The organism is Wolbachia endosymbiont (group A) of Hylaeus communis, assembly GCF_947251915.1.
Taxonomy (GTDB): Bacteria; Pseudomonadota; Alphaproteobacteria; order Rickettsiales; family Anaplasmataceae; genus Wolbachia; species Wolbachia pipientis.
The window spans coordinates 226,906-247,282 of the sequence record NZ_OX366396.1; the positions used below are offsets into that span (position 1 = coordinate 226,906).

Annotated in this window: 18 protein-coding genes; 12 read left to right on the forward strand and 6 right to left on the reverse strand. The window is 35.5% G+C overall.

Going from position 1 to position 20,377, the window contains the following annotated elements:
* The first annotated feature begins 16 nt into the window (after positions 1-16).
* The gene (gene elbB, locus OPR52_RS01190; protein WP_264723070.1) at positions 17-724 is read left to right on the forward strand and encodes an isoprenoid biosynthesis glyoxalase ElbB; all 708 of its coding nucleotides are present in this window, start codon (positions 17-19) and stop codon (positions 722-724) included.
* Positions 725-870: 146 nt separating this feature from the next.
* Entirely contained in the window at positions 871-1,179 is a 309-nt protein-coding gene (locus OPR52_RS01195) for a hypothetical protein (RefSeq protein WP_010081942.1), read from the forward strand.
* 2 nt (positions 1,180-1,181) lie between these two features.
* Here the strand turns inward: OPR52_RS01195 and OPR52_RS01200 are convergent, their stop codons facing one another.
* Complete coding sequence (locus tag OPR52_RS01200; RefSeq protein WP_265038292.1) at positions 1,182-2,549, reverse strand: peptidoglycan D,D-transpeptidase FtsI family protein; 1,368 nt, start codon at positions 2,547-2,549, stop codon at positions 1,182-1,184.
* A gap of 200 nt (positions 2,550-2,749) precedes the next feature.
* Between OPR52_RS01200 and ispH the strand changes: the two genes are divergently transcribed.
* Entirely contained in the window at positions 2,750-3,679 is a 930-nt protein-coding gene (gene ispH, locus OPR52_RS01205) for a 4-hydroxy-3-methylbut-2-enyl diphosphate reductase (RefSeq protein WP_264329845.1), read from the forward strand.
* A gap of 820 nt (positions 3,680-4,499) precedes the next feature.
* Here the strand turns inward: ispH and OPR52_RS01210 are convergent.
* Positions 4,500-5,359, reverse strand: a protein-coding gene (locus OPR52_RS01210) for an IS630 family transposase (protein ID WP_265037751.1) whose coding sequence is annotated in 2 segments (ribosomal slippage) — positions 4,500-5,035 and positions 5,035-5,359 — 861 coding nt in all. Because the reading frame shifts where the segments join, the coding sequence is not laid out codon by codon here.
* Positions 5,360-5,971: 612 nt separating this feature from the next.
* Here OPR52_RS01210 and htpG point away from each other — a divergent pair.
* The 7 genes from htpG to hemA all read left to right on the forward strand — a co-directional run bounded on the left by htpG (position 5,972) and on the right by hemA (position 15,074).
* On the forward strand, positions 5,972-7,867 hold the full coding sequence (htpG, locus tag OPR52_RS01215) for a molecular chaperone HtpG (protein WP_264723072.1): 1,896 nt from the start codon (positions 5,972-5,974) through the stop codon (positions 7,865-7,867).
* Between the two features lie 65 nt (positions 7,868-7,932).
* Positions 7,933-8,754, forward strand: coding sequence for a hypothetical protein (locus tag OPR52_RS01220; RefSeq protein ID WP_265038293.1), 822 nt, complete (start codon positions 7,933-7,935; stop codon positions 8,752-8,754).
* Positions 8,706-9,533, forward strand: coding sequence for an ankyrin repeat domain-containing protein (locus OPR52_RS01225; protein ID WP_265038294.1), 828 nt, complete (start codon positions 8,706-8,708; stop codon positions 9,531-9,533). Before OPR52_RS01220 ends, OPR52_RS01225 begins: the two co-directional genes overlap by 49 nt.
* A gap of 190 nt (positions 9,534-9,723) precedes the next feature.
* Positions 9,724-11,070: an IS110 family RNA-guided transposase gene (locus OPR52_RS01230; protein WP_264373686.1), complete on the forward strand. Its 1,347-nt coding sequence runs from the start codon at positions 9,724-9,726 to the stop codon at positions 11,068-11,070.
* A gap of 24 nt (positions 11,071-11,094) precedes the next feature.
* Positions 11,095-12,609: an ankyrin repeat domain-containing protein gene (locus OPR52_RS01235; RefSeq protein WP_265038486.1), complete on the forward strand. Its 1,515-nt coding sequence runs from the start codon at positions 11,095-11,097 to the stop codon at positions 12,607-12,609.
* 42 nt (positions 12,610-12,651) lie between these two features.
* Positions 12,652-13,797: a TomO hydrophobic C-terminal domain-containing protein gene (locus tag OPR52_RS01240; protein ID WP_265038295.1), complete on the forward strand. Its 1,146-nt coding sequence runs from the start codon at positions 12,652-12,654 to the stop codon at positions 13,795-13,797.
* Positions 13,798-13,865: 68 nt separating this feature from the next.
* On the forward strand, positions 13,866-15,074 hold the full coding sequence (hemA, locus tag OPR52_RS01245) for a 5-aminolevulinate synthase (protein ID WP_264723076.1): 1,209 nt from the start codon (positions 13,866-13,868) through the stop codon (positions 15,072-15,074).
* A gap of 118 nt (positions 15,075-15,192) precedes the next feature.
* On the opposite strand, the gene OPR52_RS01250 is transcribed toward hemA, so the two are convergent.
* From OPR52_RS01250 to OPR52_RS01265, 4 genes are all read right to left on the reverse strand, one after another.
* Positions 15,193-15,888 (reverse strand): inositol monophosphatase family protein, encoded by a 696-nt coding sequence (locus tag OPR52_RS01250; RefSeq protein WP_151807552.1) that lies wholly within the window; start codon positions 15,886-15,888, stop codon positions 15,193-15,195.
* An 8-nt stretch (positions 15,889-15,896) separates the two neighbouring features.
* A complete protein-coding gene (gene efp, locus OPR52_RS01255) occupies positions 15,897-16,463 on the reverse strand; it encodes an elongation factor P (protein WP_012673415.1) in 567 nt (188 codons plus the stop codon).
* 62 nt (positions 16,464-16,525) lie between these two features.
* A complete protein-coding gene (gene rimM / locus OPR52_RS01260; RefSeq protein WP_006279718.1) occupies positions 16,526-17,032 on the reverse strand; it encodes a ribosome maturation factor RimM in 507 nt (168 codons plus the stop codon).
* A 14-nt stretch (positions 17,033-17,046) separates the two neighbouring features.
* The gene (locus tag OPR52_RS01265) at positions 17,047-18,222 is read right to left on the reverse strand and encodes an aspartate aminotransferase family protein (RefSeq protein WP_065094478.1); all 1,176 of its coding nucleotides are present in this window, start codon (positions 18,220-18,222) and stop codon (positions 17,047-17,049) included.
* A gap of 66 nt (positions 18,223-18,288) precedes the next feature.
* Between OPR52_RS01265 and OPR52_RS01270 the strand changes: the two genes are divergently transcribed.
* Both OPR52_RS01270 and bcp read left to right on the forward strand, forming a co-directional pair.
* Positions 18,289-19,707 (forward strand): sensor histidine kinase, encoded by a 1,419-nt coding sequence (locus tag OPR52_RS01270; RefSeq protein WP_265038487.1) that lies wholly within the window; start codon positions 18,289-18,291, stop codon positions 19,705-19,707.
* 189 nt (positions 19,708-19,896) lie between these two features.
* A complete protein-coding gene (gene bcp / locus OPR52_RS01275; protein WP_006279715.1) occupies positions 19,897-20,364 on the forward strand; it encodes a thioredoxin-dependent thiol peroxidase in 468 nt (155 codons plus the stop codon).
* Positions 20,365-20,377: the final 13 nt, after the last annotated feature.

Below are 20,377 nucleotides of genomic sequence, written 5' to 3' on the forward strand. Positions count from 1 at the left end.
GAAATTAAGGTACTTTATGGGTGAAAAAAAATTAAAAGCTGCTGTGGTTTTATCAGGGTGTGGTCACCTTGACGGTGCAGAGGTAAGAGAAGTGGTTTTAAGTTTGCTTGTGCTTGATCAGCAGGAAGTGGATGTTAAATGCTTTGCACCTGACATCAATATCACACAAGTTATGAATCATAAAACAAAAGAGGCAGTGAAAGAAAAAAGGAATGTGCTTGCAGAATCAGCAAGAATCGCAAGAGGCGAAATATATGACTTAAAAGGAGCCAAAGCTGAAAATTTTGACATGCTAGTTGTACCTGGTGGATACGGGGTTGCGAAAAATTTATCTGACTTAGCTGAAAATAAAGACATGGTGACAGTAATGCCTGAATTTGAAAGATTAGTTTCAGAATTCTTTGTTACAAAAAAGCTAATAGGAGCGATATGCATATCTCCAGCCATCATTGTTTCAATTTTAAGTAGCAAGATAGGTAAAGAAGAAAGTAAGGTTAAGGTAACTATAGGAGATGACAAAGAACAGTTGATAGAAAAGCTTGGCGGCGAACACATAAAGTGTGATACAGGGTTATCAATAGAAGACGAAGAACATAATGTATTTTCCTGTTCTGCTTATATGCGTAGCGACGAAAGTACATACTCTGTATATCAAGGGATAAAGCATATGATTGACAGCATGGTAAAAAAGATTAACAAAAAAACTAAACAGCCATTCCTCTAAGATATAGTAATTTAGACTTCCTTACACAATTAACTGTTGAATTTTACATTCTTAGCTGTATTATAGCTAAAGTGCTCTAGGTTTACTGACTATAACGGTATGGCGTAGGGCTTTAGCTCTTTTTTTATAAACGTAAGGTGTTTTATATGTCAGACCTTTTCTATATTGAAACTACGTGTTGTGTGGACGGTCAGTGTGATGTCTATACAGGGGAAGTGAGTTTTAATGATGTCATGTTAGGCAAGTTCAGTCTAAATTCGTGCAGCGGGAAAGAAGCTATGATAAATCTAGACATTATTACATTCGATATTAATATCGCTATTGATGGTCAAAATGGAAAGACAATAAAAAAAGACCTTAAAGGTCTTGAATTTGTAACTAAAGATGATGGTTCTTGGTATATTAATAAGGATTTTGGTGATGATAAATTTGAAGTTGTAGTAAAGCAATCATAATTTTACATCTCAGGTGTAACATTTAGTATAGGCACTATTCTATTTATAATGTTCTTTACTATAGGCGCAGCAATTATTCCCCCGGTATGGTGTATCCCTTGAGGCTCATCAATAGCAATTAGCACTATGTACCTTGGGTCAAGCATAGTTAGCACTCCTATAAATGATGCTATGTTTGCATCTTTGCTATATTTACCATCTACAACTTTTTCCGCCGATCCAGTTTTTCCTCCTATTGAATATGCCTTTATTTTTGCTTTTCTGCCAGTGCCATCTGTTACTGCTGCACGTAATAATTTTCTCATTTCCCTGGAAGTTCTTCTTGAGATAATTTGCTCTCCTATACTTCTTTTATTCAACATCAAGGTTGCGTTATGAAATATCCCATTGTTGATTAATGCTGCTGCAGTTTGTGCAAGATGTATAGGAGTTACAGCTATGCCATAACCATAAGATGCTGTTATTAAAGTGTTTTCACTCCATTTATCCGGGATTATCGGTGTGGATTTTTCTGGTATTTCTATTTTCAAAGGAGAAAATAGCTTCATAGCTTTAAAGTATTCTACCTGTTTTTCAATACCTAGTTTGACTGCAATTTTTGCTGCACCAATGTTGGATGATTTTACAAATATATCTTGCACAGTAATTTTTGGAATTTTAGATTTATGAAAATCCTGAATTTTATACTTTCCAATGGTGATTGGTGTTGATACGTCATATAAATCGCTAGTTTTTGTAGCGTTCGCATCAAGCGCTGCGGCTATTGTAAAGTATTTTAATACCGACCCCATCTCATATACCCCAAGACTGGCGCGATTAAACTTTTGTACGTCTTCTGCCTTATTCTGTAAGTTGGGATTAAAATCAGGTAGGCTGACCATCGAGATGACTTCACTATTTCTCACATTTAAAACAATTCCTACTCCGCCAAGTGCCTGATATCTGCTTACAGCTTTAGTTAGCTCTTCATGCACTATGCTTTGCACTCGTGTATCTAAGGATAGTATTATGGGCTTTTCTTGCTCATTGTTTTTACTTATATACGCCTCAACTCCTGCAATACCATTGCCATCTATGTCAGTGTAACCAAGCACGTGTGAAAATAAATTACTGTGAGGATATATACGCTTTATGTCGTCATAAAAATTTACTCCTGGTACACCAGCGTTTTTGATCGCTAGTAATTCTTTTGGAGTCAAGTGCCGCTTTATCCAAGCAAATTTCTTTTCTGAAGTAAGTACTCTATATAAGTTCTTGTATTCGAGGTCATGCAAAGTAGAACACAGTTGTGCTGCTATACTTTCCGGATTCTTTACTTTGGTTGCATCTATATATAGTGATGTTGTGGGCACATTTGTTGCTATTACCACTCCATTTCTATCTAAAATATCAGGTTGTTTATGTACTATATTATCTTTTCTAAAATTTTCTGAAGTAGTAAGTTGATCAAATGTTAAAGAGAATATGCGAAAAATAATTATTATATAAAATATAAATAATGGTACTATAAAACACAGTGAGCGGAGCTTATTTTTAAGTAATGCTTGCATATTTACTTGATTTGACAAAAATGGAAATCATCTTAGCTGAACCACGAGGTTTTTGTGCCGGGGTAAAAAGAGCTGTGGACATATTAGCTATTACTTTAGAAAAATACAAAAACGAGCGCCAAGTTTATGTGCTACACGAAATTGTTCACAATAAATATATAGTAGAGGACTTTAAGAAACAAGGAGTGGTTTTTGTAAGCAGTATCGAGGAAATTGAAGATAATGAAGGAATACTGATCTTCAGCGCGCACGGAGTATCAAAAAATATAGAAGATGAGGCAAAAAGAAAGGGTATTCAAGTGATTGATGCAACATGTCCTTTAGTCAACAAAGTGCATAAAGAAGCAAAAAGGTATGAAAACAGTGGTAAAGAATTAATTCTCATTGGGCATGAAAACCATCCAGAAGTTAAGGGAATTAGGGGAAGAGTAAACAATCCTATCACTTTAGTGCAAACTTTGCAGGATGTATATGATTTAAAGGTTAAAGATCCAGATAATTTGTCTTATGTTACACAAACTACGTTAAGCATCGACGATACCCGTGACATTATTGCTGCCTTGAAATTAAGGTTTCCAGGCATAACAGGTCCAGATTTAAAGGACATATGCTATGCAACGCAAAACAGACAAAATGCTGTTAAAAAGCTAGCTGAAATTGTAGACATGGTATTAGTTGTAGGAAGTAAAAATAGCTCAAATTCAAACCGCTTATTAGATCTGTGCACTGCCAGAGGAAAAAGAGCCTACTTGATTGATAATTACAGATGTGTAAATAAAAGCTGGTTCCAGGGCGTAGAAAAGATAGGAATCACTGCAGGTGCTTCCGCTCCTGACATATTGGTTGATGAATTAATGGACTACCTAAAAGTAAACCTGAGTGTAAAAATTTCAGTTATGCCAGGTGGTATTATTGAAAATGTTCAGTTTAAAATACCGAATCTGGTTTAAAACACAACTTATCTACTAAGCTTCTCTTGAAATCACACAAACCAGCATCTATAGCTAAGACGTCATACCGCGATTCATTAGACTTCTTGCATAACCATATAACAAACTTTTATTGGGAATAGAAACGAAAAAACTTACTTGACACCCTTCGCCAGCGCCCTTATCATGATAGTGAAGCTATTGTATTTGCTTTCGCCAATCTGCAGATTAAAAGGTAAGGATTACTTAATGTATCGGCGTCTTATGTTCAATTTTTTGCAGTATATAGATACTGTATGTCTTTACAAAACTTCATCTACATCTAGATTTTTATCTAAATAAGCTGAACGCGCTTATAAAGCGTTACAAGACATCAAAAAATGCCAATACTCGACAGAGATAGTAAAAGACTAGCTAACTCGGGGGTTCTTTGTCTTTTTTTCTGCTTAGTAAATTTCTTAAACATTTGCAGCGTAAGTTAGTTGCAATTAAAAGCAGCTGAATCACGGTTATTAAGCGTTTAGAATAAAAAAACGCCAATATTTTAAAGCGGATAATAACCCCAGGGCTTCTTTTGCCTTTTTTTTCGCTTGGTAAATTTCTTAAATATTTACGGCTAATATGAAGCTAAGTACGAACTTTGTTAAACACAACAAATGGTGTCATTCCAGTCTGGAATCCAGGAAAAAGAATGGTGTCATCCCAGTGCCAAGCACTGACCATTTCTGGTCTCTTAAATTGCAACTAATCTAAGTATTAAAAAATTTACCAAGCGAAAAAAAAGGCAAAAAAAGCCCGATGGTTGGCTAGTTATAGCATTTCTCATAATAGTCCGAACAGGTCATAGGAAGGCAGAATCAACAGCACGACGAAAGGATTCGAATAGAGGAATGTTTTTCCTGGCTCTGTTTTTTATAGCAAACCAATGATGCTCAATTTTGTTGAAATCTGGAGAATAAGGCGGCAGATACAAAATTTCTGCACCAACCCCTTTAGCAAGCTCGATAATCTTATCAGACTTATGAAAAGTAGCATTGTCAAGAATGACAGTCTGTCCAGGTTCCAAGATCGGTGTCAAAAATTGCTCAAACCATCCATTAAAAACATCCATATTACAGTGGCCTTCAAAGGTTAACGGAACAACTATCTTTCTTCCACTTAAGGCTGCAACCATACTGATTCGTTGAGTTTTCTTTCCAGATTTTAAGGCATAAAACCGCTGTCCTTTCTGGCAATATCCGTAGGGGTAGTCTTCGGTGTTATCAATGCCAGACTCATCTATATACACTAAGTTTTTAGGTTCTTTTGTCGCTATAATTTTCAAAAATTCAGCACGTTTTTCTTCGTTTCTTTCCTTGTATCCATATGTCTTTTTTTGCGCGTAAATTCAATTTTTTTAAGGGCTCGATAGATCGTTTGGATACTAACGTTGTTCCAAAGTTTAGCCATTTCCGATAGAGTCTTTCCTCCGTGTTCTCTGGCAAATTTGGCAAAGGTATCCCAGTCGGTAATTTTGTGATTGTAACCCCCATTTCCAAGTTTTTTTGATTGAAAGTCTCCTGTTTCTTTTCTTCTTTGCTGCCACTCCCATAAAGTAGTTCGTCCAATCTTAAATCTTGCTGCCACTGTTTCTCTGCTTTCTCCTTCGTCTAGCGCTTCCATTGCTTTTTTTCTTAAATCATAACTATATGCTGCTGGCATTCAACCTCCTTATCATCATCTACCCTTATCCTATCACATCCGGACTTTTATGGAAAGAGCTATACTTACATTATACTTTCAAGTATGGCGTTTTTTTATTCTAAACGCTTAATAACCGTGACTCAGCCGCTTTTAAGCCGCAACTAATCTAAATTATAAACGTTAAGAAATTTACTAAACAGAAAAAAAGGCAAAGAAACCCTAGGGTAGCTAATTATTCACTATCCATTTTTTAAGTTGGCGTTTTTTGATGTTTTAAATAGCGTATTTCAGCTTGTGTAGCTAGAAATTTGATAAAGACATGAGGTGCACATAGTGCAAAAAATTAAGCATGATTTACGCCAAATACATTAAGTTTTTTTGTCATTAATCCACTGCAGAGATTGCGAAGATAAATAAATAGCTTCAGTTTCATGATAAGGGGGCTGGCGAAGGGTGTCAAGGAAGTTTTTCGTTTCATCCAATGCGCTGCCAAAAGTTTGTTATGCAAGAGATCCCATAAATTGGGTGTCATAATAACTACACCCACATTAATTTTGGTGTACGTGACCTTGAAAGATCGTGATTCAATACTTAAATTATTAGGGTAGTAGGCAAATAATGGAGCTCAAAATGCATAATGTACAAGAAACTGAAAATTTAAAATTTGACGCTGAGGTAGGGAAAGTACTGAATATAGTGATTCATTCACTTTACACCAATAAAGACATTTTTCTGCGTGAATTAATATCAAATGCATCAGATGCATGTGATAAGTTGCGCTATGAATCTCAACTAAACCCTAATTTGCTAGATTTGAGTGACGAATTAAAAATCACTATCAGCTCCAATAAAGATAAGAACGAGCTATATATCACTGATAATGGCATTGGAATGAATAGACAGGATTTAATAGACAATCTTGGTACAATTGCAAGCTCTGGTACGCAAAAGTTCTTGGATGCGATTAAGAATAGCAAGGATTCAAGCCAAACTGTGGAGCTGATTGGGAAGTTTGGTGTTGGTTTTTACTCAAGCTTTATGGTTGCATCAGAAGTAATAGTAGAATCGAGAAAAGCTGGAGAAGAGGAGTCTTGGATCTGGCAATCCAAAGGAGATGGGGAATATTCAATCAGCAAGTCAGATAATCAAGTCCCTCGCGGAACCAAAATTACGCTCATTATGCATCCTGAAGAAAACGAGTTTTTAGATAAATTTCGTGTTGAAAATATTGTCACTACTTACTCTGATCACATAAATTTTCCTGTTGAATTTATAGACGAAGAAGGAAAAAGTGAAAAGTTAAACAGTAAGGCTGCAATTTGGACTAAGCCAAAAAATGACGTTACTCAAGAGGAGCACAACGATTTTTTTCGCAGTGTTGCTCACGTTGGCGGGGAGCCCTGGATGATATTGCATAATAAAAATGAAGGTGCAATAGAATATACAAATTTGCTTTATGTTCCTTCTATAAAACCTTTTGATTTATTCCATCCAGATAGACGTTGCTCTGTGAAGTTATATGTAAATAAAGTATTTATCACTGAAGATAACGTACAGATTATACCACAATACTTGCGTTTTCTGAAAGGCGTGGTTGATTCACCGGACTTGCCTCTTAATATCAGCAGAGAAACGCTGCAGAATAATCGTGTTGTTGAGCAGATCAGAAAATCTCTCACTAAGCGTGTGATATCAGAGCTCGGTAAAAAAGCAAAAGAGAATTTAGAGGAATATACAAAATTCTGGACCAATTTTGGTGCAGTTTTAAAGGAAGGTCTTTGTGAAGCTATGCCAACTGATGAGAGAGAAGCACTACTCTCAATTTGCAGATTTCATAGTACTGGTGATGAGAAATTAGTCAGCATTGATGACTATATAAGCAGAATGAAGCCTGAGCAGGAACATATCTATTATCTCACCGGAAATAGCCTCGATTCAGTGAAAAACAGTCCGCAACTTGAGGGGTTCGTCAGTAAAGGGCTGGAGGTTCTTCTGTTCGTTGATCCAGTGGATGATTTCTGGACTAGTGTAATTCATGAATATAAAGATCAAAAGTTTAAGTCTGTGACTCGCGCTGATGTTGATTTGGAAAAATTCTCTTCAGAAGAAGATAAGAAAAATGAAGAAAACAAATCGAATGAAGAAAAAACTGAGGAAACTATATTGCAATATTTTACCACAGTGCTTGGAGATTCAGTAAAAAGCGTAAAAATTTCCAAAAAATTGACTGATAGTCCCGTATGCCTAGCGGTTGATGAAGGTGCTATGGATCTTCGCATGGAGCGTTTTTTGCGTGAACAAAAGCAGCTAAATTACCGCACGCCAAAGGTGCTGGAAATTAACACTAAGCATCCTGTAATAAAGAGTATAATGAAATCTTATGCTGAAAGTGGTGAAAACCCAACATTGGAGGACATGGTTCACTTATTGTTTTACCAAGCTTGCATCGTGGAAGGCGAAGAGATGGACAATGCAAGCCTGTTTGCTAAGAGACTGAATAATTTGCTTGGCAAGATTTCTGTTTAATGCTATACTTTAGTTAAGTTGTTTTAGTAGGGGAAAACATGACTTGGAGTTTACTTGGTGGGCTCATGCCACCAGCAGCAGATGCTGCAAAAGAAAATAAAGTTAAAAGTACGAAAAATTCTGGGGATTCAGGTAATTGTTCAGAGGCTGAAGAAGAACAAAATACCAACAGAGCGACTACATTAGAATTCCAGCTAACGCAATCTTTGCTCAGTCAAGTAAGGGCAGACAAAAATAATGCTGATGCGAATTCTGGTAAGCAAGCTTATAAAGACTTACCTAGAATGAATTTTATAATCAATGGTAAAACCATAAGTAAAGATTTTGTTGGCCAGTTGTGCGATAGGTATAATCAAGAGCTTCAAAGTAATAAACGCCAAGTTGCAAAGCATGTTCTAATAGAAATGTTTAAGCATGCTAAGGCAGAAGTTCCAGATGATCATATACTGAAAGAGTTAATTACTAATTGCAATCAAGCCGGGTATGACGGCTCTTTGTTCATGCAGCTCTTTCCTATATTTTTTGAGCATAACCTACAATTGTCTGACGCTAACGATAGAAAGATAAGTATTATATGTAATAGCCAAGATTCCCTAAATATTCAGTATTGTCCAAGTATGCCTGTTAAGCAACAGGATACAAATATAGAAATATGCAGGCTTGATGCTATTTTAGAGTTCACGCTTAAATCTCAGAATGGTAAGGTAGAGTATGAAGAAGGTAAAGTAACACTTACCATTCCCGAGCAGTTAAAAACTGGTAGAGAAAGTTTACTAGATGATATCAATAAGTATTTTAAAGTGCCGATAATGCGGTTGTTGCAGGTTCGCCAGCAGAGGTGGATTCAGATGTTGATAATTCATTTGATATCATTCCTAAAAGTTTAGCCTTTGATGAATTGGTAGATAGTATAAATAAAGCAAAAAATGGTGATTATACGGATTTGGATGAAGTTATAAATAATATAAGAGAAGATAAGAAGAATGATAGGTTTATCGCTGACTTGAATCGTGGTAATTTTAAGAGTTTTTGCTCTCAACAACTTAATTTGACTAAGCCTATGTACACGATGCTGTCGAATTATAAAAAGGGTAACTATAATAATACAGTGAAAGAGCTTGTACTGCTGGCCATTGCTGCTAATGATACGCTTGTGGAAAAATGTGCAAAGATGCACGAAGGTATATTATTCACGCAAGATGAAGATTTGGATAGGCTACTTCTTGGTGCTGGTGGACAGGGGTATATTAAAGCTTTATTAGAATTTTTAGAAGAAAAACAAAGTCGTGTACTCTCTTGGAATAATATATGTGAAAAACTTAAAAGGGCGTCGTCAATTGGCAATCAGGAATGCGTGGAAGCGATACTAAATAGATTTGAAGATACTGAGAGTAGAGATCCTGCTATATCATCGAAACTTTTGCACTATGCTGTAGAAAAAGGCGATTATGATTTAGTAAACTCACTTATTAAAAATGACGCTAATGTTAATATTCAAGATAGGAATAACAAAACAGCTTTACATTATGCCGTTTCCTCTTATGGTGACATTCAAAATGTTAATAAAATGGTAATGTTGCTTGTTGAAAGCCCAGAACAGATAAAATCTGTAAAACCAAAAAGAAACTCCCTCTTTACTTTATGTTCTTTGGGTATAGTGTTATGAAGAAGCGCTTCTGCAGCTATAACCGAAACAATCAATGGTGCTATAAATGCCCGTTTGAAAGCATGGTTTTGGGGGAAATGGTAAAACCATTGATGGAGTTCTTTTTGGGCTACCTCGTTTAGAAGATTGTATAACCTAACCGTCCCAAGCTGAAGTGCTTCTTATCATAATAATATAGGAGGGATTTTATATGGCAGAAGCAAAAAGTAAATTAAAAACAATAAACCTTGATGCAGCAGGGATTGATATTGGCTCGACTGTACATTATGTATGTGTACCTGAAGGAAGAGATGAACAACGTATCCAAAAATTTGGGTGCTTTACAGTAGATCTACACAACTTAGCAAAGTGGTTAAAAAAGTGTCAGGTTAGAACTGTAGCCATGGAGTCAACTGGAGTATATTGGATTCCCTTATTTCAAATATTAGAATCACATAAATTTGAAGTAAAATTAGTAAATGCGCGACATGTCAAAAATGTGCCTGGTAGAAAGTCTGATGTTCAAGATTGTCAATGGCTGCAACAATTGCACAGCTATGGACTGCTTCAAGGATCATTTAGACCGGATAATCAAATGTGTGTACTGCGTAGTTACGTTAGACAACGTGCTAATCTAATTGAAAATGCAGCTAAACATACTCAACGTATGCAAAAAGCGCTAATTCAAATGAATATTCAATTACACAAGGTTATTAGTCATATTACTGGGATAACTGGTATGAAAATCATTGAAGCTATAATTGAAGGCGAAAGAGATCCTGAGAAATTGGCTAAATTCAGGGATGCACGAATAAAAAATGATCAGTCTACTATAGCAAAAGCGTTAGCTGGTGATTATAGAGAGGAACACTTGTTTGTGCTAAAACAAGAATATGCAGCATATACTTTTTTTCAAGAGCAAATAACGGGATGTGATAAAAGTATAGAAAATTACTATAAAACATTTGAAACAAAGTCGAATGAGAACAGGGCATTGAATAAGACACGAAAGAGAAAACAGAAGAATAGTCCAGATTTTGCCGTAGATGAAGATTTATATCGAATAACGGGGATGGATTTTACTAGAGTTCCAGGACTTGATGTATTAAGTATACAAGCTATCATTTCAGAAACAGGTATAAATCACAATAAATGGAGGACAGAAAAGCATTTTTCTTCCTGGCTCGGATTAAGTCCTGCTAATAAAATTACAGGAGGGAAAATTATTGGAACAAGAACTCGTAAAGTTGTTAATCGTGCTGCAACTGCCTTGCGACTTGCTGCTCATTGTGTATCAAGAAGCAACACTGCACTTGGTGCATACTGCAGGAGGTTAAAGAAGCGACTAGGGATACCAAAAGCGATCACTGCTACAGCAAGGAAATTAGCATGTATTTTTTATAATATGCTAAAATATGGACAAGAATATGTAGAAAAAGGAATGAACTATTATGAAACACTCTACAAAGAGAGAGTAGTCAAAAATTTGACTAAAAAAGCAAAGGAATTTGGTTATATACTAATGAAAGAGGAGCCGATAGATGAAGAAGGTTCTTAGGAGTTTCTTAGAAGTGGTGCTAAGATTGACACTCAAGATAGCGATGGCAAAACAGCTCTACATTATGCTGCTGCTTCCAATAAGGATGAAATAGTAAGGTTGCTTTTAAAAGAGGGAGCTAATGAGGAAATTAAAGATAAATCTGGTAAGACATTTTTAGACATGGTAGCTTCAGGAACTAAATCATTCCTTCTTAACGTGTTACACCCAGGAGGGCTTTTGCATCATGCTGCTAAGGAAGGTAATATTGACAGGGCTAAAAGACTTCTTGCGAAGGGTAAGGATGTTAATGCTAAAAATAGTCATCGTGAGAGTCCTTTAAGTGTAGCTATTCAAAATAATCGCTTGAAGATAGTTAAGTTATTTCTTGAAGAGAGAGCAAAAATTGGTAAGGAGGAAGTTAACAAAGCCATTGGAGCAGGTAGTCTGGAAGTAATAGAATTGCTTGTGAGTAAGGATGCTGTTATAACTGAAAAAGCCATACAATACGCACGAGGTGTTTATGAAAAATGTGAGGAAGATAAAAAGCAAGCTCATTCAAGCGTATTAACGTTTCTTGTGGATATTCATAATGAACAGCTATTTAAAAAGGCCATTGAACAAGGTGATCTGAAAAAAATAAAATCGTATGTAGACAAAGGTACTGTTATATCTGGAGAAATCATACAATGCACACGAGATGCTTGTAAAATTTGTAGGGAAGATAAAAAGCAAGCTCATTTAAGCGTATTAACGTTTCTTATGAAGACTAGTAAAGATCAATTTAAAGAAGCCATTAAATTAGGTAATCTAGAAAGAGTAAAATTGTTTGTAGAGAAAGGTGCTGTTATAACTGAAAAAATCATACAATACGTACAAAATGCTTATGAAAAATATAAGGAGGGAAGAGTTTGTATATCGCAGTATCCAGATGGAATGAAGGCTGAGGAGCGGAATCGTACAGAAATACTAAATTTTCTTAAGGATAATGTACGATCAAATAGTAACTTAGTAAATGAAACTGCAACTTCAAGTCAAGTAGTGAATGAAGAAGATAACAATCAATCAGAAAATCCAGGACTTGAAAGTGCTGGCAGTAAGCAGCCACAAGAAAATGTTGACAAAGGAAAAAATATTATGAACAATGAAGAGGCTTCAATAGAAGAAGCTATAGGTAATAATTATAGGAGAGGTAAAATGTCTAAAAATAAAAAAAGTATAAAGCAGGGATTGTTTATTGATGTTATCTACGATGTTAAGCGGATGAAGAATTTCCTAGAAAGCAATGATGATAAGCTTGTTTTGAAGAAAGCCCTAAACCAAGTAAATACTGAACTTACAAAGAAGGAGAACACTAGAGGTCTAGATCTTGCTAAGAAGAACATAAGAATTAATCAGAAGAAAAGACTCACAGAAGCTAAAGAATTGCTTACAGAAAAGATCAGCAACATTGAAATGAATGCTAAGACTGCTGCATCATCAGTAAATGATGTTAGTGCTACTACAAGTAGTCAAGCAGCTCCTGTTAGTGAGGATGTTTCACAAGATATACGATCATAAATTTTAGTACCATCATCTAGCGTTTCTCCAGATGTCGGCAACGTGTCTACGGCTGAAAATATTAATGACAATATGGTAGCTAGCGAAAACTCTGGACAAGTGAATGATGTTCAAAGCGGCGATGAGCAGCCAGATTCACCACCACTTTCACCACAGAGTTCTGCGAGTGGTGATGTTGAAGATACAGAAGCCTCTGCTAATGCAGCAGTAACTATACCTAAAAAAGTAGATAGTCTTGTGAGTGATAAGGATGTTACTGACGGTAGTGATAACGAGTTTGTTAAAGTTTCTCCACCTCCAGAAGATAACACGCATTCTCCTCAATCTATTAGGGTACGAGATAGTTTTGGCTATACTCCATTGAAAGTTGCGCATGAAAGAAATATTACTGTCAAAACAAGAAATGCACAGAATTTGCAATCTGCAGTTTTAAGTAGTCAACAGCTTGCTTCCCTCAATGTCATTGAAATTTTCAACAAGCATGGTAGAGAGGATTTTACTCCGCTTAAGCTTACGGTACAGGAGTTTCTTAACAATGGAATATCGGAAATCCAACTTCCTGCCTCTAATGGTTGCATTACCTTTAATTTGAATGTGATCAACGAAGCAAGTCCAGAAGAATTGCAAAATATAGTAAAAGTACTTACAGATTTGTATAAGAATGGTGCACTTAATGATAGAACTCGCAATGCTATTGGCACTGGGGCACAGGATGATATTGACGGTCATAGGCTTTCAGAGGAAGATCCAATTCCAACACCTACACCGGCGCCAACGCCGAACCTAACACCGAACCCAATTCCAACACCTACGCCAGAGCCGACACCACAAACAACACCGGCACTGAAGCCAACACTAATACCTTCAGTAGCTAACAACAAATCTGAGCAGGTGAATGATACTCAAACCAATGGCAAGCTGCCTAATAATCCAGGAAATGGAAGTATTACTGCAGCACAAAATACGCAAAAGAGTAAGTGGCCTACCGTAGCTACATGGACGTTAGCAGTAGCTGGAGTTGTTTCAGGAGTAGCTATTACAGTTTATTTGGAAATGCTAGCTGCAGGAATAGCAGTTGGAGCTTGTTGTCTGGTTGCTGCTGCAGTTATATACTACTGCACACCTAAAAGCTCAGTTGAAAACAGCAATGTTGAAACTGTTAAAACAGCTGAACTAACAGCACAATAAGGAATAAATATTGTAGTTTACCATTTAATAATTTATTATAATTATGTTAATTATCGGTAAATAAGGACTTGGTAAACTACGAAGAAATATTCTTGAATAAAATAAAAGATATAAAAGATGAGGGGCGCTACCGTGAATTTACGCACTTTGCGTCATTGCCAGGTAGGCTTCCCCACATTATGGACTATGAAAGAAATAGGGAAGTAATAGTCTGGTGCAGTAATAACTATTTGGGAATGTCACAAAATGAGAGTGTAATTGCCGCTATCCAAAATTCATCTGTTGGCGCTGGAGGAACAAGAAATATATCTGGTACAACAAAAGAGGTTGTCGAACTTGAAAAATCCTTAGCTTGTTTGCATAAAAAAGAGGCTGCTTTAACTTTTGCTTGTGGCTACCTTGCTAACCAGACAACACTTAGCACTTTATCGTCTGTTATTCCTGGCGTAGTAATTTTTTCAGATGAGAAGAACCATTCTTCGATGATAGAAGGCATAAAATCAGGAAAAAGGCCAAAACATATATTTAAACACAATAATGTTAATCATCTAGAGCAGTTACTCAAGTCTATAGACAAAAAGACACCAAAAATAATAGCGCTTGAATCCGTATATTCAATGGATGGCGATATAGCGCCGCTTGAAGCGATATGTGATCTTGCAGATCAACATAATGCAATTACCTATTTGGATGAGGTGCACGCAGTTGGCATGTATGGTTCACATGGTGGCGGAATTGCAGAAAGAGAAGGTCTGATGGATAGAATAACCGTTATTCAAGGTACACTATCGAAGGCTTTTGGAGTGATGGGTGGGTATATAGCGTCTTCAAAGAGCTTGGTAGATGTAATAAGAAGTTCCGCTCCAGGATTTATTTTTACCACTGCTATGTCGCCTGTTTTAGCAGCGGCAGCAAAGGCAAGCGTTGAGCACCTAAAATCGAGCAACATTGAAAGGGAAAAGCAAAAGCAAGTCGTTGAAAAAGTAAAAAACTCGCTGAGAAATGCAGGAATTAACTTCATTCCAACAGAAACTCATATAATTCCAATAATAATTGGCGACCCAGAGTTATCCAAAAAAGCATCAAAATTATTATTTGATGAGTATGGAATATACGTTCAACATATAAATTACCCGACAGTTCCAAGAGGAACTGAGCGTTTCCGTATTACCCCTACACCTTATCATACAGATGAAATGATAGAGCATTTAACAGAATCTCTTGTAAAAGTTTTCGAAAAATTGTCTATCCCTTTAGCCTGTTTATGCTATAGCTAGTACAGCCCTACGTCATACCGCGATTTATTCGCGGTATCTCAGCATGGATTCCGCTAACAAGTAGCGGAATGACGAGTTTTACGCTTATCAAATTGTAGGTAAACATAAATTACTTTAGCTATAGTTTTATATCTCCAGCAATGATTAGCCCGTTGTCTTCCGTTAGCCTTCCACCGCTTTCTTGCAGAAAAAGTCTACCGAGCAAGGCTTTATATTTGTTAACTCCAGAGTAAACTGTTCCTCTGTGCCTTCCTGCTGCAAGGTATGCAAAGCCTAAAATTGTTGAACCTATGGAGCGTACATTACTATTACCAGGCAGCAATTTATTTAATAAATTACCACTTACATCTATTAGACCCCCTTCACGGCTTTTCACTCGCATTTTTATATGACGAGATCTAAAATCCTCAAGAAAAGCACCTTTCTTTTCTTCTGCCCAAAAAGTTTCTCTAAGAGCCGGAGCATCAATTACAGCCGCCACAACTTTATTTTTATGAATGAGACAGACTGATACTGCAAAATAAACCATACAACTGGAAAAGTTCTCCCTGCCCTCTATAGGCATAATAAACCAGGTATAAGTGTCATCTTTTACTTCTTGATCAGTATCATCTTCGGAAATAAACCCATAGTCTCGTTTGTAGTCGTGCAAGCAATCGTATATGGTTTGCTTGGATTTTGAATAAGTTTTATTAATAAAGTCTGCTGATTTAACATTAGAAATTTGCAATTCATTAAAATCGCGCATAAGCTGCCTGGAAGCATTACGCACAGAATCAAGCATCACATTAATTCGTGGTGATGAGATGGACATTCTTCTTTTTACTCTTTCACTCTTTCATAATAGCTGTCATCTGGAGTATATACTACAATTTTATCCTCTTCTTTTATAAACTGAGGCACGTTAACGCGCATTCCGTTTTCCAAAATTGCAGGCTTATAAGAAGCAGTAGCAGTTTGTCCTTTAATAACAGACTCTGTTTCTTTCACAGCAAGTGTAACATAATCAGGCACATGCGCAGAAATTATTTTGTCTTGATAAGCTACAACTTTAATTTTCATGTTATCCTGTAAATAAATTTTTTTTTCTCCCAATAAGTCCAAATTTATAGTGATTTGCTCGTAATTACTTGGATGCATAAGATTTACAATGTTTCCTTCAGTGAAAAGGTAAACATATTCCTCTTCATCTAAAATTGCCCTTCTGATTGTTGCATCAGAACGAAATCTTTCATAGTGTTTTGCTCCGGTTTTGATGTTTTTCATTTCGGCTTGTATGTATGCACCACCTTTACCAGGTTGAGTATGCATAATACCTACAACCAAAAATAATCCGCCGTTATGTTCCAACACCTGACCTGGTCTAATATCGTTAGCTCTTTCTGCCATAATTACATTTTCAGTTTGATCTTACAATTATAAATAGCTTTATATAAATATCAAAGTCTTTATTAGTCAATAAATTCTGGTATATTTAATACTATATACCTCCCCTTTATATTTATATGTGGAAATATCTCTTTAGTGAAAGACAGCATAATACGTTTTTTTGTGCTGATAACTAAAATTTCTAATATATCCCCTGAGCCGAAATTATACACAGATTTTACATAGCCATATAATTCATTACTTTTCAGCCTTACTTCCATATCTACAAGGTCACTTTGGTAAAATTCATCCTCATCATTTAGCTCTGGTAACTTGCTTCTTTCTATATATAGCTTCTTATTCCTTAAAAGCTCTGCTTCATTACGGGAATTTACTCCGCTTATTGTAGCTATTACTAAATTATCACCTATGACGGATACTGAGTCTATTTTATAATTCTCATCACCACTTATTAGCTTACCATATAAGGAGATATTTTCAGGCTTTTCAGTAAAGGTTTTTACTTTAACAGCTCCTTTAATTCCGTGAGGAGAGGTAATAATTCCTAAGCATACCAGATTGTCGTTCATATTAATGCAAGTATCTAATCAGAAGATTTCTCAGATAAATATTGAGTCAAAATCTCGATGCCTTCATCAATCTCTTTTTCAGTGATAATGAGTGGAGGTAAAATTCTCACAACGTTATCTGATGTTACCCCAACAGTAAGCAAGCCGCGATGACTTAACTCTTCTGCAAACTTTTGATTGTCTGCTTTCACTTTTATTCCAAGCATTAACCCTTTCCCTCTTACTTCCTCTATTATTGGAAATTTACTTGCTAAGTCTTCTAGTTTATTTTTTAAGTACTTACCTCTAATTTCAACATTTTTCAAAAAGCCGGGGCTGAGCAATTCTTCGAGCACAGCATTACCTACTGAGGTTGCAAGCGGATTGCCACCAAAAGTGGAACCGTGCATACCAACTGCCATATATTTAGCAGCCTTTTCAGTTGCAAGACAAGCCCCCAGCGGAAACCCCCCGCCTATTCCCTTTGCAAGAGCACATATATCAGGTTCCACTCCTATATGTTCGTATGCGAATAATTTTCCTGTCCTACCAGCACCGCATTGTACGCAATCAAAAAATAACAATATGTCATTTTCATCACACAGCCTTCTTAGTTCTTTCATAAAGACTTCATTCATTACTTTGATACCACCTTGCCCTTGTATTGGTTCTATTAATATAACGCCTATACCACTTGAAATTGCTTTCTTTACGCTCTCAATATTGGGCTCGATGTTATCACACCAATCAATGTAGGGATTTAGTAATTCAGAAAATTTCTGTTTATCGTTTGTAGCACAAGTTAAAAAGGTTCTTCCATGAAATGCACCATGAAATGTTAAAATTCTGTGACGATTTTTATTGCCTTTTCCATTTTGATAGATCCTAGCAATCTTAAGTCCACATTCTACTGCCTCTGATCCAGAATTTGAGAAAAATACAGTGTCAGCGAAACTATTGTTTATTAATTTTTCTGCAAAATTATTGGCAGCAGGTATATTATAGGTATTTGATATATGCCATAATTTTTCTCCTTGCAATTTAAGAGCACTAATTAATCGCGAATTAGTGTGACCTAAGCTACTAACGGCTATTCCGGAGTGAAAATCTACGTAGCGCTCACCATCAACATCATATAGGTAGATACCTTTGCCATGAGAAAAATTTATATTAACAGGAGAATAAACTGGCAAAATAGGAGAAATTGTCATAAAATATTATATGCTAAATTTTATTATTAATAACATAAAAGCCGTTGTTTCGCAATGAGTAAGGATATGTATAAGATAGGTAAATTAATGTTTTCTGCACTGGGGAAAAACAAATACACAAAAGTTATCGCATTATTCTCATCAATTTTTATGATTTTATTCAGTGTGATATATTGTAATTATTTACTAAGGAGTAATTTCCTTTCTTCTTACCGTGATTCAAGTGTAAACTTAAAAAGCGTACTGGAAAATGGCATAATAAAAAAATACCATTATTTACTAATAGAAAAGCATCACATTAAATACAAAAATTTTGACTACATAAACCAACTAGTAAAACTACGTGCTGAATTATTACAATCAGTGAGCAAAGTAAAGGATTTCAGCTTAATACTGTATGATCAAAACGGCAGAATAATATTCAGTAATTTTAACACTCAAGATTATGATTATGAACAGTTACTTACAAACGATGAAATTGATAAACTATTAAGTAACCAAGAAATATTTTATACTACAGGAAATACATTAACTTCTATTTTCCCTATATTCCATGAAAATAGCGCTAAACCGTCGTTTTTTTTGAAGATTCTTCGAAGCTACAATAATTCTTATGTTATAGCATATGGCCTATTTTTAGGCTTATTATTAATAATTTTAATATTAATAATGTTCTATTTGCACTTTTCTAATACCAAAATGCTGGCCAAGCAACATAAAACTAACATTGAATTACAGCAGATAAAAGAGGCATTAGAGCAAGAAAATGCAAACAAGCTAAAGTTTTTTGCAGGCGTTACACATGAGTTACGCACACCTCTTAATGCTATTATTGGATTTGCAGAGTTGATCAAAAATGAAACTTTAGGTTCAATGGATAACTCTCAATACAAGGAGTATGCAGACGATATATATAATGCAGGGACGCATTTACTTGCTTTAATTAACGATGTGCTCGATTTTTCTAAAGCTGAATCAAGTAGTTTAACAGTAGAAAAAGTGAAGTTTAACCTGAACAAAATAATGGATTCATGCATAAATATGCTATTACCTAAATTAAGAGAAACTGAGATTAATTTAAAAAAAGAGATACCTAATAAGCAATTATTAGTTATTGCAGATCCTAAGAGAATGAAACAAGTTATAATAAATTTATTATCAAACTCAATCAAATTTACCCCAAAGGGTGGTTTAATAAGAATGGTGGTAAAAGAAAATATAGAAAAAAACTTATTAACTATTGAGTTTCATGACAATGGAATAGGGATAATGCAGCAGGACATATATAAAGTTATGTCTGTTTTTGGCCAAGCAGATTCGGGGTATAGAAACGAAGGTACGGGCATCGGATTGCCGCTAAGCAAGAAATTAGTAGAGTTAATGGGTGGAACTTTTGACATTAAAAGTGAAGCAAAACTTGGTACTACGATAACATTGAACTTCTTTTATGAAGAACAAACATGTGAAGATTCGATTGATTTTTAATAGGATCTATTTGATATGGCCTTACATCAGACGAAAACCACACTTTATCAAAAGCGGCAAGCCGAGAAGGTAGGCAGAAATTCATCAATAAGCCCCCATCAAGAATCTTATCTGTTAGCTATATATAAAATTTGATACTCTGACTACAATATACTACTATAGATAGAAGTGTTATTAATGGAGCAAGGTATGGAATTAGCAGTAGGAAATAATGCACCCGATTTTAGCTTACCAACAGATTCTGGTGAAAATTTATCACTGAGTGAATTTTTTGATAAAAAAAATGTAGTTCTTTATTTTTATCCTAAAGACGATACTCCGGGTTGTACAATGGAGGCAAAAGGCTTTAGAGATAAAATAGATGATTTTTCTTTCCTTGACACAGTGATAATTGGTGTATCAAAAGATAGTGTTAGATGTCACACTAACTTCAAAGCAAAATATTCTCTGCCGTTTTCTTTAGTTTCTGATGAGAATGCTGAAATGTTGGGAAAATATGGTGTTTGGGTAGAGAAAAGTATGTTTGGCAAAAAGTATATGGGAATAGAACGCACTACTTTTTTAATAGATAAAAAAGGTAAAATAGTGAAGATCTGGAAAAATGTAAAAGTTAGTGGACATGTTGATGAGGTTCTGGAAGAAGTAAAGAGAATATAAACTAAAGAATAGG

Coding starts and splice junctions, on each gene's coding strand:
- elbB (WP_264723070.1), top strand. CDS start 17: ATGGGTGAAAAAAAATTAAAAGCTGCTGTGGTTTTATCAGGGTGTGGT.
- OPR52_RS01195 (WP_010081942.1), top strand. CDS start 871: ATGTCAGACCTTTTCTATATTGAAACTACGTGTTGTGTGGACGGTCAG.
- ispH (WP_264329845.1), top strand. CDS start 2,750: ATGGAAATCATCTTAGCTGAACCACGAGGTTTTTGTGCCGGGGTAAAA.
- htpG (WP_264723072.1), top strand. CDS start 5,972: ATGCATAATGTACAAGAAACTGAAAATTTAAAATTTGACGCTGAGGTA.
- OPR52_RS01220 (WP_265038293.1), top strand. CDS start 7,933: ATGCCACCAGCAGCAGATGCTGCAAAAGAAAATAAAGTTAAAAGTACG.
- OPR52_RS01230 (WP_264373686.1), top strand. CDS start 9,724: ATGGCAGAAGCAAAAAGTAAATTAAAAACAATAAACCTTGATGCAGCA.
- OPR52_RS01250 (WP_151807552.1), bottom strand. CDS start 15,888: ATGTCCATCTCATCACCACGAATTAATGTGATGCTTGATTCTGTGCGT.
- efp (WP_012673415.1), bottom strand. CDS start 16,463: ATGGCAGAAAGAGCTAACGATATTAGACCAGGTCAGGTGTTGGAACAT.
- rimM (WP_006279718.1), bottom strand. CDS start 17,032: ATGAACGACAATCTGGTATGCTTAGGAATTATTACCTCTCCTCACGGA.
- OPR52_RS01265 (WP_065094478.1), bottom strand. CDS start 18,222: ATGACAATTTCTCCTATTTTGCCAGTTTATTCTCCTGTTAATATAAAT.
- OPR52_RS01270 (WP_265038487.1), top strand. CDS start 18,289: ATGTATAAGATAGGTAAATTAATGTTTTCTGCACTGGGGAAAAACAAA.
- bcp (WP_006279715.1), top strand. CDS start 19,897: ATGGAATTAGCAGTAGGAAATAATGCACCCGATTTTAGCTTACCAACA.